12 protein-coding genes are annotated in these 13,662 nt (G+C 62.6%); 6 read left to right on the forward strand and 6 right to left on the reverse strand.

What is annotated here, in order from left to right; all coding sequences use genetic code 11:
• Positions 1 to 66: 66 nt before the first annotated feature.
• Complete coding sequence (locus ACK6C6_RS22460; protein ID WP_409269382.1) at positions 67 to 1,560, reverse strand: CoA-acylating methylmalonate-semialdehyde dehydrogenase; 1,494 nt, start codon at positions 1,558 to 1,560, stop codon at positions 67 to 69.
• Positions 1,561 to 1,564: 4 nt separating this feature from the next.
• Complete coding sequence (locus tag ACK6C6_RS22465; RefSeq protein WP_409269384.1) at positions 1,565 to 2,881, reverse strand: aspartate aminotransferase family protein; 1,317 nt, start codon at positions 2,879 to 2,881, stop codon at positions 1,565 to 1,567.
• A 199-nt stretch (positions 2,882 to 3,080) separates the two neighbouring features.
• Here ACK6C6_RS22465 and ACK6C6_RS22470 point away from each other — a divergent pair, with 199 nt between their 5' ends.
• The 6 genes from ACK6C6_RS22470 to ACK6C6_RS22495 all read left to right on the forward strand — a co-directional run bounded on the left by ACK6C6_RS22470 (position 3,081) and on the right by ACK6C6_RS22495 (position 7,844).
• The gene (locus ACK6C6_RS22470; protein ID WP_409269386.1) at positions 3,081 to 4,541 is read left to right on the forward strand and encodes a PLP-dependent aminotransferase family protein; all 1,461 of its coding nucleotides are present in this window, start codon (positions 3,081 to 3,083) and stop codon (positions 4,539 to 4,541) included.
• Positions 4,542 to 4,548: 7 nt separating this feature from the next.
• A complete protein-coding gene (locus ACK6C6_RS22475) occupies positions 4,549 to 5,181 on the forward strand; it encodes a TetR/AcrR family transcriptional regulator (RefSeq protein ID WP_409269388.1) in 633 nt (210 codons plus the stop codon).
• 39 nt (positions 5,182 to 5,220) lie between these two features.
• A complete protein-coding gene (locus ACK6C6_RS22480) occupies positions 5,221 to 5,799 on the forward strand; it encodes a GNAT family N-acetyltransferase (protein WP_409269389.1) in 579 nt (192 codons plus the stop codon).
• 156 nt (positions 5,800 to 5,955) lie between these two features.
• On the forward strand, positions 5,956 to 6,180 hold the full coding sequence (locus tag ACK6C6_RS22485) for a hypothetical protein (RefSeq protein ID WP_027865943.1): 225 nt from the start codon (positions 5,956 to 5,958) through the stop codon (positions 6,178 to 6,180).
• 3 nt (positions 6,181 to 6,183) lie between these two features.
• The gene (locus tag ACK6C6_RS22490; RefSeq protein WP_036212033.1) at positions 6,184 to 7,074 is read left to right on the forward strand and encodes a sensor histidine kinase; all 891 of its coding nucleotides are present in this window, start codon (positions 6,184 to 6,186) and stop codon (positions 7,072 to 7,074) included.
• A complete protein-coding gene (locus ACK6C6_RS22495) occupies positions 7,074 to 7,844 on the forward strand; it encodes a LytR/AlgR family response regulator transcription factor (RefSeq protein WP_409269391.1) in 771 nt (256 codons plus the stop codon). The genes ACK6C6_RS22490 and ACK6C6_RS22495 overlap by 1 nt, the downstream gene beginning before the upstream one ends.
• Positions 7,845 to 7,864: 20 nt before the next feature.
• Here the strand turns inward: ACK6C6_RS22495 and ACK6C6_RS22500 are convergent, their stop codons facing one another.
• The 4 genes from ACK6C6_RS22500 to ACK6C6_RS22515 all read right to left on the reverse strand — a co-directional run bounded on the left by ACK6C6_RS22500 (position 7,865) and on the right by ACK6C6_RS22515 (position 13,618).
• Complete coding sequence (locus tag ACK6C6_RS22500; RefSeq protein ID WP_409269392.1) at positions 7,865 to 8,536, reverse strand: DUF2076 family protein; 672 nt, start codon at positions 8,534 to 8,536, stop codon at positions 7,865 to 7,867.
• Between the two features lie 122 nt (positions 8,537 to 8,658).
• Positions 8,659 to 9,306 carry an SH3 domain-containing protein gene (locus ACK6C6_RS22505; RefSeq protein WP_409269394.1) on the reverse strand — a complete coding sequence of 216 codons (648 nt, stop codon included), beginning with the start codon at positions 9,304 to 9,306 and terminating at the stop codon, positions 8,659 to 8,661.
• Entirely contained in the window at positions 9,306 to 10,553 is a 1,248-nt protein-coding gene (locus ACK6C6_RS22510) for an N-acetylmuramidase domain-containing protein (protein WP_409269395.1), read from the reverse strand. Before ACK6C6_RS22510 ends, ACK6C6_RS22505 begins: the two co-directional genes overlap by 1 nt.
• 68 nt (positions 10,554 to 10,621) lie before the next feature.
• A complete protein-coding gene (locus ACK6C6_RS22515) occupies positions 10,622 to 13,618 on the reverse strand; it encodes a type VI secretion system Vgr family protein (RefSeq protein ID WP_409269396.1) in 2,997 nt (998 codons plus the stop codon).
• Positions 13,619 to 13,662: the final 44 nt, after the last annotated feature.

Genomic DNA, 13,662 nt, shown 5'->3' on the forward strand with positions numbered 1-13,662 from the left:
GTGCATCCCTTCTTGTTGTAGGTCGACGACATGCTGCAGCCCGGGCCTGCCGGGCATTCACCACCTCTACTTCATCTGCGGGAAGGCGAACTCCGGTCCGCTGCTGGCAGTGCTCGGCCAGCGCTCCATGACCGCCTTGTGGCGCGTGTAGAAGCGCACTCCCTCCGGTCCGTAGGCATGGTGGTCGCCGAACAGGCTGCGCTTCCAGCCGCCGAAGCTGTTGAAGGCCATCGGCACCGGCAGCGGCACGTTCACGCCGACCATGCCGACCTCGATCTGGCGCACGAACTCGCGCGCCACGCCGCCATCGCGGGTGAAGATGGCGACGCCGTTGCCGTACTCGTTGGCGTTGATGAGTTCCACCGCCCGTCCCACGTCCGGCAGGCGCACCACGCACAGCACCGGGCCGAAGATCTCTTCCTTGTAGATCGTCATGTCGGGCGTGACGTGGTCGAACAGGGTGCCGCCCACGAAGAAGCCGTTCGGGCAGCCGTCCACCCGGTAGCCGCGGCCGTCGACGACGAGCGTCGCGCCCTGCTCCACGCCCTGGCCGATCAGGCGTTCGATGCGCTCCTTGGCGGCGCTGGTGACGACCGGGCCCATCTCGGCGCCCGGCGCCATGCCGTCGTCGACCTTGAGCCTGGCGGTGCGCTCGGCCAGCGCGGCGACCAGCTTGTCGCCGGCGTCGCCGATCGCCACCGCCACCGAGATCGCCATGCAGCGCTCGCCGGCCGAACCGTAGGCCGCGCCGATGAGCGCGTCGACCGCCATGTCCATGTCGGCGTCCGGCATCACCACCATGTGGTTCTTGGCGCCGCCCAGGGCCTGTACGCGCTTGCCTTTGCTTGAACCCCGCGAATAGATGTATTCGGCGATCGGGGTCGAGCCGACAAAACTGATGGCCTGGATGTCGGGATGATCGAGCAGCGCATCGACCGCCACCTTGTCGCCCTGCACCACGTTGAACACGCCGTCCGGCAAGCCGGCTTCCTTCAGCAGCTGCGCATGCAGCAGCGAAGGCGAAGGATCGCGTTCCGAGGGTTTCAGGATGAAGGTGTTGCCGCACGCGAGGGCGACCGGGAACATCCACATCGGCACCATCACCGGGAAGTTGAAGGGCGTAATGCCGGCCACGACGCCGAGCGGCTGGCGCATCGACCAGGCGTCGATGCCGCGCGCGATCTGGTCGGTGAATTCGCCCTTGAGCATCTGCGGGATGCCGACCGCGAATTCCACCACCTCGATGCCGCGCGCGACTTCTCCCTGGGCGTCGGCGAAGGTCTTGCCGTGTTCGCGCACCACCATGGCGGCGAAATCGTCGGTGTGCTGCTGGCACAGCTGCAGGTACTTGAACAGGATGCGCGCTCGCGCCAGCGGCGGCGTGGCGGCCCAGCTTGGAAAGGCGGCGAGCGCGGCGCACACCGCGGCATCGACGTCGCGCGGCTCGGCCAGCGCCACCCGGGCGCAGGGCTCGCCGCGCGCCGGGTTGTAGACATCGATCTGGCGCGTGCCCTCGGCGTGCGCCGGTTGGCCGTTGATGAAGTGCGAAATGAGATTCATGTGTCTAGTCCAGGTTTTTCAGTATGTTGGCCAGCTTGCCGAACAGCTCGTCGATGTGCTGCTTGTTCAGGATGAGCGGCGGCGACAGGGCGATGATATCGCCCGTCACGCGGATCAGGATGCCGTCCGCGAAGGCCTTCTTGAAGGCGCTGTAGGCGCGCGCACCCGGCTTGCCGGCGATGGGTTCGAGCTCGATGCCGGCCACCAGGCCGATCGAGCGCAGGTCGATCACGTGCGGCAGGCCGCGCAGCGAATGCAACGCGTCTTCGAAATACGGCTGCAGGCTCTTGGCGTTTTCGATGATGCCCTGCTCGCGGAATACCTCGAGCGTGGCGAGCGAGGCTGCGCAAGCCAGCGGGTGGCCCGAATAGGTATAGCCGTGGAACAGCTCGATGCCGGCCGGCGCTTCCATGAAGGCGTCGTGAATGAAGCGCTTGGAAAACACGGCGCCCATCGGCACCACGCCGTTGGTCAGGCCCTTGGCGGTCGTCATCATGTCCGGCTCGACGCCGAAATAATCGCTGGCGAACGGCGTGCACAGGCGGCCGAAACCGGTGATGACTTCGTCGAAGATCAGGAGGATGCCGTGCTTGTCGCAGATCTCGCGCAGGCGCTTCAGGTAACCCTTGGGCGGCACCAGCACGCCGGTGGAGCCGGACACCGGCTCGATGATGACGGCGGCGATGGTTGACGCGTCGTGCAGCGTGACCAGGCGTTCCAGCTCGTCGGCCAGCTCGGCGCCGAAATCCGGCTCGCCGCGCGAGAAGGCGTTTTTCGACAGGTTGTGCGTGTGCGGCAGGTGGTCCACGCCCGGCAACAGCGGGCCGAAGCTCTTGCGGTTGTTGCCGATGCCGCCCACCGACAGGCCGCCGAAGCCCACGCCATGGTAGCCGCGCTCGCGGCCGATCAGGCGGGTGCGCCCGCCCTCGCCGCGCGCCTTGTGGTAGGCCAGCGCCATCTTGAGGGCGGTGTCCACCGCCTCGGAACCGGAGTTGGTATAGAACACGTGGCCGAACTTGTGGCCGGTATACTCCATCAGCTGCTCGGCCAGGTCGAATGCGGCCGGGTGGCCCATCTGGAAGGTGGGCGCGAAGTCGAGCTGGCCGACCATCTCGCTCACGGCCTGGGTGATGCGCGGCTGGGCATGGCCGCAGGGCACGCACCAGAGGCCGGCAGTGCCGTCGAGCACGCTGTTGCCGTCCACATCCTTGTAATACATCCCTTCGCTTGAGACCAACAGGCGCGGATTGGCCTTGAAGTCGCGGTTATTCGTAAAAGGCATCCAGAATGCGGACATCGAGGTGGGCCTGGACTCGTTCATGCGTCTCTCCCCCGCCATGACGGCGAAAAATTTTTACCAGTTGGCAAAATATTGATCAATAATAGTCAGCAAGGCAACACCGGCACAGATACACCAAGGGTAAAACCGACCAACCGTACAGGTAAATCGACCTGTACAGTTCGAGTGGAGTGGTGCGATGGAAGAAGCTGTTTTGACAGAGGGCATTCCTTCTGAAACCTTGCGATCCGCATCCGCGCACGGCACCGCCAGTATGGCAGGTGGCGCCGCATGGCCGCTGCTCGCCATCGACCGGAAGGGGCGCGGCAGCCTGGTCGACCAGATCGTCGGGACTATCTCGACGATGGTAAACGAGCGCCAGCTCGGTGCTGGTACGAAAATGCCATCGGTTAGACAATTCGCAAAGTGCAATGGCGTCAGCACATTCACGGTGGTCGAAGCCTACGAGCGGCTGCACCAGCTGGGGCTGCTGTCCTCGCGCCGCGGTTCCGGATTCTTCGTGGCGCGCAGCCTGCCGCAGGCGCCCTCCGCACCGCTGGTATGCCAGCCCAGCCTGCAATCCGAAATCGACGCCCTCGCCCCCGACCTGTACAGTGGGCAGGCCGAGGCGCTGCCCGTCGGCGCCGGCTGGCTGCCGCCCGAGTGGTATGGAGAAAATACCATCCTCGACGCCGTGCGTCATGCGATGAAGATCCCGGCCAGCCGCCTGCGCGGCTACGGCCACCCGCTCGGCTTTCCCGCGCTGCGCCAGTACCTCGCCACCAGCTTGTCGAGCGAGCTGTTCGCCGTCGAACCCGAGCAGATCCTGCTGACCAACGGCGCCACCCACGCCTTCGACCTGGTGCTGCGCACCCTCACGCGGCCCGGCGACGTGGTGCTGGTGGAAGACCCCGGCTACAGCAACCTGCTGTCGCTGGTGCGCCACCACGGCTGCATCCCGGTCGGCATCCCGCGTAGCGAGGCCGGGCTGGACATGGAGGAACTGGCGCGCCAGGCCGCCCTGCTGCATCCCAAGCTCATGTTCGTCAACACGGTGCTCCAGAATCCGCTCGGCACCTCGCTCTCGCAGGCCCAGGCGCACCGCCTGCTGGCGCTGGCCGAGCAGTTCGATTTCTGGCTGGTGGAAGACGACATCTACCGCGAACTGGCTGCCCCCGGCGAGGCGTCGCTGGCGGCCATGGACGGGCTGCGCCGCGTGATCCGGGTTGGCAGCTTTTCCAAGACCCTGTCGCCGGTGCTGCGGGTGGGTTCGCTGTGCGCTTCGCATTCCCTGATACCGGAACTGCTGCGCGTGAAGATGGTGGCGGGCCTGACCACGTCCGAGATCAACGAGCGCGCGGTCTTCCACGCCACCGGCACGCGCGGCTACCGCCGCATGGTCGAGCGTTTGACCAGCCAGCTGGAGGACGCGCGCGAACGCGCCCTGGAGGCCCTGCTCCATGTGGGATTGCGCCCGCTGGCGCGGCCGCGCGGCGGCATGTTCGTCAGCGCCGGCTGGACGGCAGCGCCGAGCGCGGCGAGAAACGGCCGCAGTATCGCCGACGCCGCGTTAAGGGCCGGCATCCTGCTGGCGCCGGGCGAATTCTTCACGCAGCGCGAACCCCAGGGCATCTGGTTCCGCTTCAATGCCGCCTACGCGGCCGACCCGCAACTGCTCGACTTCCTGCGCGCACAGCGCTGAGGACACCATGGACACCCACGTCACCGACAGCGCCAGGCGGCGCGACAAGCTGGAAAACGCCATCCTCGCCGCCGCCACCCGCCTGTTCGCCGAATGCGGCTTCGACGGCACCAGCATCGCCGCGGTCGCCGAACGGACCGGCATCTCGAAGCAGAACCTGCTCTACTACTTCCCGACCAAGAACGGCCTGTACCAGCGCGTGCTCGACGACGTGCTCGACGACTGGCTCGAGCGCATGGCCAAGCTTGCCGATGCCGGCGGCGAGCCGGCCGACGTGCTGCGCGCCTACGTCGCCGCCAAGCTGCGCTTCTCGCGCGAACAGCCCTGGGCCTCGCGCGTGTATGCGATGGAAGTCATCGGCGGCGCCAAGTTCTACGGCGAGCAGATCCGCACCCGCGTGGTGCCGCTGCTGCGCCGCGACATCGAAGTCTTCGAGCGCTGGATGGCGGACGGCCGCATCGCCCGGGTGGACGCCACCCACCTGCTGTTCGCGCTGTGGGCCATGACCCAGTCCTACGCCGACTTCTCGGCCCAGATGGCGCTGGTGCTGGACAAGCCCGAACTCACCGGCAAGGACTTCGAGGATGCCGAGCGCCTGATCGGCGACCTGGTGGTGCGGGCGGTCGCCTCTACCGGCTGAGGTAGGTCGCTGCCCCGGCCGCAGTGTTATCATTTCGCCATGTCCAGTTACCCCACGCCCATCCTCACTACCGAGCGTCTCACCCTGCGTCCCATGACGATGCTTGACGCTGCCGACCTGTTCGCCGTGTTCTCCGATCCTGCCGTGGTGCGCTACTGGAGCGCCGAACCCTGGACCTCGGTCGCCTTTGCCGAAAGCGCGATCGCGCGGGCCCTGGACGCCTACCGCGAGCAGTCGGAAGTGCGCTTCGGCATCGAGCTGGCCGACACCGGCCTTCTCATCGGCACCGTCAACCTGCACCATTTCTTCCCGCAGAACCGCCGCTGCGAACTGGGCTACGCGCTCGGCAGCCCGCACTGGGGCAAGGGCTACGCCACCGAGGCGCTGGAGGTGGCGCTCGACTACGGTTTCCACGAACTGCGCCTGAACCGCGTCGAAGCCGACATCGACCCGCGCAACGGCGCCTCGGCCGCCGTGCTCGAACGCCTGGGCTTTCGCAAGGAAGGCTACATGCCGGAACGCTGGTTCGTGCACGGCCAGATGGCCGACACCGTCAACTATGGGCTGCTGCGCAGCTACTGGGACGCGCGCAGCCGCGCAGCGCTCTCCCGAAAGTGATAAATACAGTCCCGCTTATCCGTCCACGCTACCGACAAACCCGGGATTTCGACCGTTCGTCGGATGACCATGGCGCTGCCCGGCCCCAGGGCCTACAGTGGCACCATCAACTCAACCGAAGGACAACACATGAAACCCACTCGCTTTGATACGTTCATGACCGACATGAAAGACATCGCCCGCAAGGCCAACCGTGCCCTGCGTTCGGGCGCCCGCACCCTGGCGTCGCTGTCCTGGCCGTCGCTGCTGGCGGTGTCGATCGGGCTGGCGCTGATCCTGAGCATCGTGCCGCTGGCGCTCACGCTGTTCATCGCTTTCCTGCTGCTGAAAGTCGTTGCGACCGCCCTGTTCGGCCGCCGTCCGGCCCAGATCGTGGAGTAAGCCATGACTGCCGCCCCGATCAACCGCGCACTCGACTTCGTGCGCGAAGCCGTCAGCGAAGCCAGCACCCTGTGGTGGGGCTTCTTCGACTGGCTGGCCCTGGTCGAGTGGCGCAAGCTGTACGTGACCTGGTTCCTGGCTTTCGTCTTCGGTATCTCGTTCAACCTGACCGAACCGGCGGTGTGGTTCATCCTGCTCTCGCTCGGCGTCAAGGTGCTGGCCGGCGGCAAGCGCCGCGCCGAACTGACGGCGCGGGAAGCCTCCGACAAGGCCAACGTGGCCACCCTCGAGCGCCGCCTGATGGAAGCCCAGATGGCCACCCTGCAGGCCCAGGTCGAACCGCATTTCCTGTTCAATACCCTGGCCCTGATCGGCCAGCTGATCGAGACCGATCCGAAGGAAGCAGCGCGCGTGCACGCGCACCTGATCGAATACCTGCGCTCCTCGCTGCCGCAAATGCGCTCGGGTGGCGGCGGCACGCTCGGCAAGCAGGTCGAGCTGTCGCGTGCCTACCTGGCGATCATGCAGGCGCGCATGAAGGAGCGCCTGCAGGTGCGCTTCGAAGTGCCCGATTTCCTGGGCAGCTCGCCCTTCCCGCCAATGATGCTGCAGACCCTGATCGAGAATTCGATCAAGCATGGCCTGGAGCCGAAGGTGGCCGGCGGCACCATCACGGTCCGCGCCCATGTCGAAGTGGCCACGCTGCACGTGGACGTGTGCGACGATGGTGTCGGCATCAACGTGCACGCCGACGAAGGCGTGGGCCTGGCCAACATCCGCGAGCGCCTCGCCCTGCTGTACGGGAAGGATGCCGAGCTGGTGATCGAAATGCCACCTGGCGGCGGCGCCTGTGCCTCGATCCGCCTCCCTTACCGCATGACGGAGTTCGACTGATGAGTCCTGGCGCCCCAACCGCGCTGATTGCCGACGACGAAGCGCCGATGCGCGACCAGCTGCGCATGCGCCTGCTTGATGCCTGGCCCGAGCTGCGCATCGTCGCCGAAGCCGCCAACGGCGCCGAAGCGCTGGAGCTGGCCGAGCTGCACAAGCCCGATATCGCCTTCCTCGACATCCGCATGCCGGGCATGGGCGGCATCGACGCCGCGCGCCAGCTGTACAACCGCTGCCACATCGTGTTCGCCACCGCCTACGACCAGTACGCGCTCGACGCCTTCGAACAGGGAGCGATCGACTACCTGCTCAAGCCGGTGACGCCTTCAAGGCTGCAGACCACCTGCGAGCGCCTGCGCGCGCGGCTCACCAGGGCGCCGCAGGACATCGGTGCGCAGCTGCTTGAATTGGGCACCCTGCTCAAGCAAGGCGGCGCGGCCAAGCCGAACTACCTGAAGTGGATCCAGGCCCAGGTGGGCGGCAGCTTGCGCATGGTCAGCACGCGCGAGGTCCTGTTCTTCCAGGCCGACGACAAGTACACCTGCGTGCAGACCGCGACCGCCCAGCTCCTGATCCGTAAGACGCTCAAGGAACTGGCGGACGAGCTGGACCCGGACGAGTTCTGGCGCATCCACCGCTCGACCCTGGTGCGGGTGGATGCGATCGCCGAGGTGTTCCGCGACCTGCGCGGGCGCCAGATGGTCCGGCTGCGCAACTTCCCCGGCGAGCTGGAAGTGAGCCGCAATCACGGGCATCTGTTCCAGCAGATGTGATGCCCATGGCGGCCTGGCGCTCAGCCGAACAGGCCCTCGTCGGAACCGTCGCCGTCGAAGAAACCGCCGCTGCCTTCCGAACCGAAGTCACCGCCGTCGAGCAGGCTGTCGCCCGTGCCGATGTCGTTCAGGCCGGCCTGGTCGGCCAGCGCGCTGCCCGACAGGTCGGCGCTTGACAGGTTTTCTCCTCCCAGCAGGTGGGCGCCGCCGTTTCCGTCGTGGTCATGGAACAGGTTGTCCAGGCCGTGGAACAGGAAGCTGCCGGCTGCCACGCCGGCTGCGGTCGCGGCGATCGAGCCGAGCAGGCCGCCACCTCCACCACCACGCAGGAAACCTCCCATGCCGCGGCCCATCGAGCCCGGCATGGCGTGCTGGTAATGCATGTGGTGGGATTGCGGGTGGCTGGCATGCCTGCGGCTGCCCCAGGAATACTGGTCGAGGAAGCCGCCGCGGCTGGTCTGTTGCTGCTGTTGTTGTTGCAGCTGGCTTTCCAGTGCGGCGATCTGGGATTTGGCGCTGTCGAGGGCCTGTTCCATCAGCAGCACACGCTGCACCAGCAAGTAGGCGGCATCGGGCTGCTGTGCGACCGCGCGCTGGATCAGCGCGTCGGCTTCGGGGTCTTTCTTGATGCCTCGGGCCTGGACGAGCTGGCCGAGGAAGTCATGCAGCATTTGGGTGTCGGATGGGCTCATGGTGGTGCTCCTCATCGAAAACGTGGTCAAAGCTGCATGTTGTGTGCTTGTCAGTGATTTCAAGACCAGTATGCACACTGTCGAGAAGCTGAGCCGTAAGCCTTTGGATATCAACCCTTACATCAGGGCTGCACTGTATCAAGCTTTTTAATCCATCCAGACTTACTCTTTTTCCCGTTGTCGTAGCGAACAAAATACCACTCAGGCTGTTCATCATAAACATAAACAACGTCGCCTTTTACTACATATCCTTTTTTTAACGAATTACTATCCGGCCCACTATGGAATTGGGCGCGCTTGGAATTAATTACATAGACACCAATCCAGTCGCCTATGACGGGGACTTTTGCAGATACGAATACTTCACCGCCAGCTACATGAACACGCTTACCTACCTTAAAAGGAAGTATCCAATCGCAATCACCACCCATTGATTCCCTATGAAATTTCAGATAAGGATCATTCTTTTCCATCGCCACTGAAACAAAGCTATCGTTTCCACCCATGGATGCCCAAGTTTCCTCCGAATATTTAACCAAGAGGCGATCTGAACTCCCTTTAAATACTAACTTACACTCATCCGTTCTTCCCGGAGCAGTCCTAAATGCAGCAAGATACCCCGAGATGACTTTTGTCTTTGGATTGTAGCCATATGCCAAAAACGGATTATCTGAAAAGTCCGATTTCGCCGAATAGTCCAGCTCATCTGTGAAGGCGCAAATTCCAACACAAGGACTTATTGCCATCAACAAACAAATCAGAATTTTCATTACGGTTCCTTTTTTGCCTTCTTGTATTCGCGCTCAAGCTTCAAGTGATATTGATTGACCGCGTAATCAGGTCCGTTATATGCGCAAGCCACCGCGTCCCAGTCCTTTGCACGCAATAGTTTCTTCAGCTGCGGATTTACCTTTTCTACGTACAAAACAAACGCTTTAATTTGCTCTTTCGGCGAACGAGACATCGATTTTGTAAATTCCACTACACTGGCGTAGCCCATCACTTTCCAATATACGCCCATAATTTGAAAGACTCCCCAAGAACAGCTTTGCAGTGCAGCTGCAGGAGCAAGTGCATAAGCTTTGATGAGCCTCTTATAACTCCCTATCTCATCGTAGTATGCATGGTCTTCGCGGGCCAACTTCCCTTCCTTCACAAGATCCTTGAAGGGCACCGCTTGAGACCTGATCTCGTCATTATCTTTCTTATTAAGGGGACGATAGTACGCAACCTCTTCCGGGACATTACGCTTCCGTTTATATAAGGCGTCGGCTAATATGTAGCGGTCCTTTTTATTATAATATCCGCATGGCAATGAGATATCTGGGTTGAGTTTACTATATACATTGTTTGTAAACTTGGCGAACCAGTGTCTCTCGTAAAGGATTTTTGGAACAGTTTTACTTCCGATTTTTAAGAATGCTTCACCTTCTGCCTCAACGACTGCAAATGCCTTGATTGCTGCATGTTCGATGTCAAGTGTTTTTGCTGCCCATTCATAGTCAGCTTCACTCATTTCTTCGCCGTTGTATTCATCCAAGAATTCGAGGTTCGGTATATCACCCTCAACTTTTGCAACAGGGTTCCCTTGACTATTTTTTGTTTTCTCGATTTTTGGACCAAACTCCTTTTTCTCAGATGGCGGTTTCGTCTTTTGCGGGTCATATATTGGAGGTGCAATTTCTTTCTTTTCCGGAATCTGACCTGGAACTGGTGCGAGATGGGGCAAAGTCGGGCCAACAACCTTCACCCGAGGACTAACCAAGGTAACAAGCTTGCTGCCAGCTTCAGCAATGACGCGCGCAACGGTTTTCATTGATTTATCCGTGCGCTCTATCGCTATTTGCACACTATCACCCGAAGAAGCCGTTGTCAGTTTTTTAGTGAGGCCATCCATTCCGGTTTCGCCGCTGATTATTGCACCGTTAAAGCGGAGCTTGTATGAAATCTTTTCTATTGGATTGCGATCAGCATCCAAAAACAAGACCTGCAGCGAACAATTTTCCTTACTAGACATGATCGAGTAATTTCTGCTTATTGTGGGATAGACCCAGCGTTTAGAAAGTAACCGATATCCTGAACTCATCAATAACTTGGTCTCACCTGTAACTCGTCCGATTCGATATATTCTTCAACTTTCCACGCACCATCACCAATGAATACGGTCAAGTCGGTTTCATGGTTCGTAAAAATCCTGTCAGTGACTCCATTTGCATCAGTTACGCCGGAGGTTATAAATTTCCCATTTGCATCAAATACTTCATATGGCAGACGCTCGGAAGAAAATCCAAGCGGATGATTCAGGGCAAGATGTGAAAAGTCAAAACGCTGGCTAAATATTGGTTTGTCGGTGCTAAGGATTTCCTCCGGCTTAGGCAGTCGCGGGGTGTCGATACTCACACTCCTTGGACCCGCCAACTCCTTCTTGCTCGCCTTGAACTCCACATTCCCCGACGCATGCACCTCGATATTCCCCCCTTCCAGCTTGATATACGCCCCCTGCGCCGTCAGCAACACATGCTTCTTCGGCGCCGCAATCGCCACCGATTTCGTCACGCTCGCCACGGTAATCTTCTTGTCCGCCGTCAGCCTGGTCGGCCCTGACTGACTCTGGCTGCTCAGCTTTCCACTGGCCGCGTGCAGCTTGATGCCCACCTCCTGGTTCGGTTTTTCCTTATTGGTGGCTTTGCCGTAGGTGAACAGGCTGATCCCCTTCGCAACCAGGGTGGACGAGTTGCCCTGCGCGACAACATTGATGTCCTGCCCCGCAACGATGCTGCTCGTGGTCCCTGCCGAGAGCACCGCATCGGCCGGCGTGGTAACGACGATGCCCGCAGGGCTCGACAGCTGCAGCTGTGGCTCGCTGTACGCGATGGCATCACCATCGGTAGCACCGATCACCTCGGCGCTATGCGCCATCTCCTTCACGGCCGCGAGTTCGTCCGGCCCCGCCTCCCCCTCCAGCCTGGCATTGTGCTTCTGCGCCAGGTTCGCCACATCGACCTGCAGGCGATGGCTCTCTTCGATCTGCGACACCGCCTCGCGCGAATCGAGCTGGCTGCCACGCGCCCCCTGCCGCGCGTCGGTGGACAGCAACATCCCCTGCCCCGCCCGCATCGCCAGGCTGTGCGCCGTCTTCAGCTCCGCCCCGAAGCCCACTGTCTGCAGCCGCTCGTTATCGGTCTGGTGCACCAGATGCCCCAGGTTCAGCTCCGCCGTGCCTTCATGCGCCTTCATATGACACTGCAGGGCAGTGCGTGCCTGCCCCGGGCTGTCGTCGAACACCAGCTGGCTGTAGGCGCCAGTGCCCGACTGGCTGTCACCCATGCCCTGCGACTTGAAGCCCGACAGCACCGCCGCATGCCCGTGCCAGCCCCCTTCGCCCGGAAACCATGGCGGCGCATTGCCTGTCGCCGCCCCGGGACCATGCGCGACCCCGTTGTGCTGGGCATCGGGCTGCCCGCGGCCGTTGTAGAGCGCGCCGATCACCACCGGCCGGTCGATGTCGCCCTCGATGAAATCCACCAGCACCTCCTGCCCCACCCGCGGCAGCATATTGCTGCCCCAGTTGGCGCCGGCCATCGGTGTCGCGACCCGCACCCAGGTCCCGGCCGTGTCGTCACCAGGCGCGCCGGTATGTCCATCCGGCGCCGGATGCGACGCGCGGCTATGGCTCATCGCGCCGCGCTGCCAGTGGAATTGCACCTTGATGCGATGATCCCTGTCAGTATGAACCACCGCACCCGGCGGCCCCACCACGATGGCGGTCTGCTGGCCGCGCACGGTCGGGCGCGGATGGAGCAGGTGCCCATGTCCTTCCTCCCCCGTTGCGCGGTAAGGAACACCGGCTGGAATGGCTTCGATCCGGTTGCGATAGAGGGGACGATCGCCGGCGAGCTGCCGTGGAATCCTGGGCTCGGACTGGTGCATGGCCATCCCGGCGACCGGCCCCTGTCCCAGCAGCTTGTTGACCGTCTCGAGCATGTCGGCCGTCAGGTTGTTGTGCATCAGGTGGGTCGCAGCGGTGATCACGAAGCTGCGCGCGTCGTCGCCCGGCGCCTCGTCGAAGCGGGCATGCCCGTGCAAGGTGAAGCGCGTGCCGGGCGTGAAGGTCCGCACGGTGCCTGCGGCGATGTGGACCTGGCGCGCGGCCTCGCAGGCCTGGATCTGGTTCTCGGCCAGCCGCTCGCCCTGCTCGCGCGTCTCCCAGGCATACAGCCCCGGCGTATCACGGCTGATCAAGGATGCATCCTGGCCGGCATGGCTAGAAGCGCACACCTGGCGCTGGCGCACGGTCCGGTAATCCCAGCTTCCCAGCTCGATTCCATTGCTCAGCAGGCGGGATTCGGTCCGCCAGCGGTCGATGCTGTCGGCCTTCATGACGGCCCCTGGCCGTGTGAAGTCGACCTGCGCCTGCGGGTTCGGCTGGAAGGCGCCGTTGTGGTCGGCGATCACCATCGTGTGCGCGCCCAGCGACGGGCTGTCGGGATCGCCGCTGTGCTCGAAGAAGTAGAACAGGCCCTCCTCCAGCATCAGGCGCTCGACGAAGGCGAGGTCGCTCTCCTGATATTGGGTCGTCAGGCTGCGCTTGGGATAGATGCTGCGGTCGGCAATCTCCAGGCGCCAGGCCGGCGCCAGCCTGGCCCGGCCGCCATAGCTGCCGAAGACCACGTCGAGGATGTCGAAGACCGACATGTCCTGGAAGATGCGGCTGTCGCGGCCAAGCGAGAGAAAGCTGGTCCAGGGCTGCAGCGTCAGGGTGTAGCGGACGAAGCCGCCATTGGCGCCGCTCATCTCCATCGCCGTGACATGACCGTGGAAGGGCCGGAACGCATCGAGACTGGAGGCAGTGAGCAGCTGGAGCAGCGCCGGCTGGCCGATCAGCGACTTGAGACGCACATCGGCCTCGGTACAGAGGGCATCGATGGAAAAACGGAAGCCCCGGCTGATCCCTTCCTCGCCGCGCATGCATTCCGCCAGCAGCGCGCTGCCCAGCGGTGTCGTCAGCCTGAGCAGGCGGGTATCTTGCGTGAAGCTGCCGAAGGATGCGAGAAGACTGGCAATCTGGACGTGTTCGGACATCGCTTCCTCCATGCGCACATACAAGGCGATTCCAGCGATTACAC

The organism is Massilia sp. BHUDP2, assembly GCF_046236355.1.
Lineage (GTDB): Bacteria > Pseudomonadota > Gammaproteobacteria > Burkholderiales > Burkholderiaceae_D > Telluria > Telluria varians.

Bases quoted from the DNA above. Each gene is read 5' to 3' on its own strand.
- ACK6C6_RS22490 (WP_036212033.1), top strand. From the start codon at position 6,184: ATGACTGCCGCCCCGATCAACCGCGCACTCGACTTCGTGCGCGAAGCC.
- ACK6C6_RS22480 (WP_409269389.1), top strand. From the start codon at position 5,221: ATGTCCAGTTACCCCACGCCCATCCTCACTACCGAGCGTCTCACCCTG.
- ACK6C6_RS22460 (WP_409269382.1), bottom strand. From the start codon at position 1,560: ATGAATCTCATTTCGCACTTCATCAACGGCCAACCGGCGCACGCCGAG.
- ACK6C6_RS22465 (WP_409269384.1), bottom strand. From the start codon at position 2,881: ATGAACGAGTCCAGGCCCACCTCGATGTCCGCATTCTGGATGCCTTTT.
- ACK6C6_RS22505 (WP_409269394.1), bottom strand. From the start codon at position 9,306: ATGAAAATTCTGATTTGTTTGTTGATGGCAATAAGTCCTTGTGTTGGA.
- ACK6C6_RS22485 (WP_027865943.1), top strand. From the start codon at position 5,956: ATGACCGACATGAAAGACATCGCCCGCAAGGCCAACCGTGCCCTGCGT.
- ACK6C6_RS22510 (WP_409269395.1), bottom strand. From the start codon at position 10,553: ATGTCTAGTAAGGAAAATTGTTCGCTGCAGGTCTTGTTTTTGGATGCT.
- ACK6C6_RS22500 (WP_409269392.1), bottom strand. From the start codon at position 8,536: ATGAGCCCATCCGACACCCAAATGCTGCATGACTTCCTCGGCCAGCTC.
- ACK6C6_RS22515 (WP_409269396.1), bottom strand. From the start codon at position 13,618: ATGTCCGAACACGTCCAGATTGCCAGTCTTCTCGCATCCTTCGGCAGC.
- ACK6C6_RS22475 (WP_409269388.1), top strand. From the start codon at position 4,549: ATGGACACCCACGTCACCGACAGCGCCAGGCGGCGCGACAAGCTGGAA.
- ACK6C6_RS22495 (WP_409269391.1), top strand. From the start codon at position 7,074: ATGAGTCCTGGCGCCCCAACCGCGCTGATTGCCGACGACGAAGCGCCG.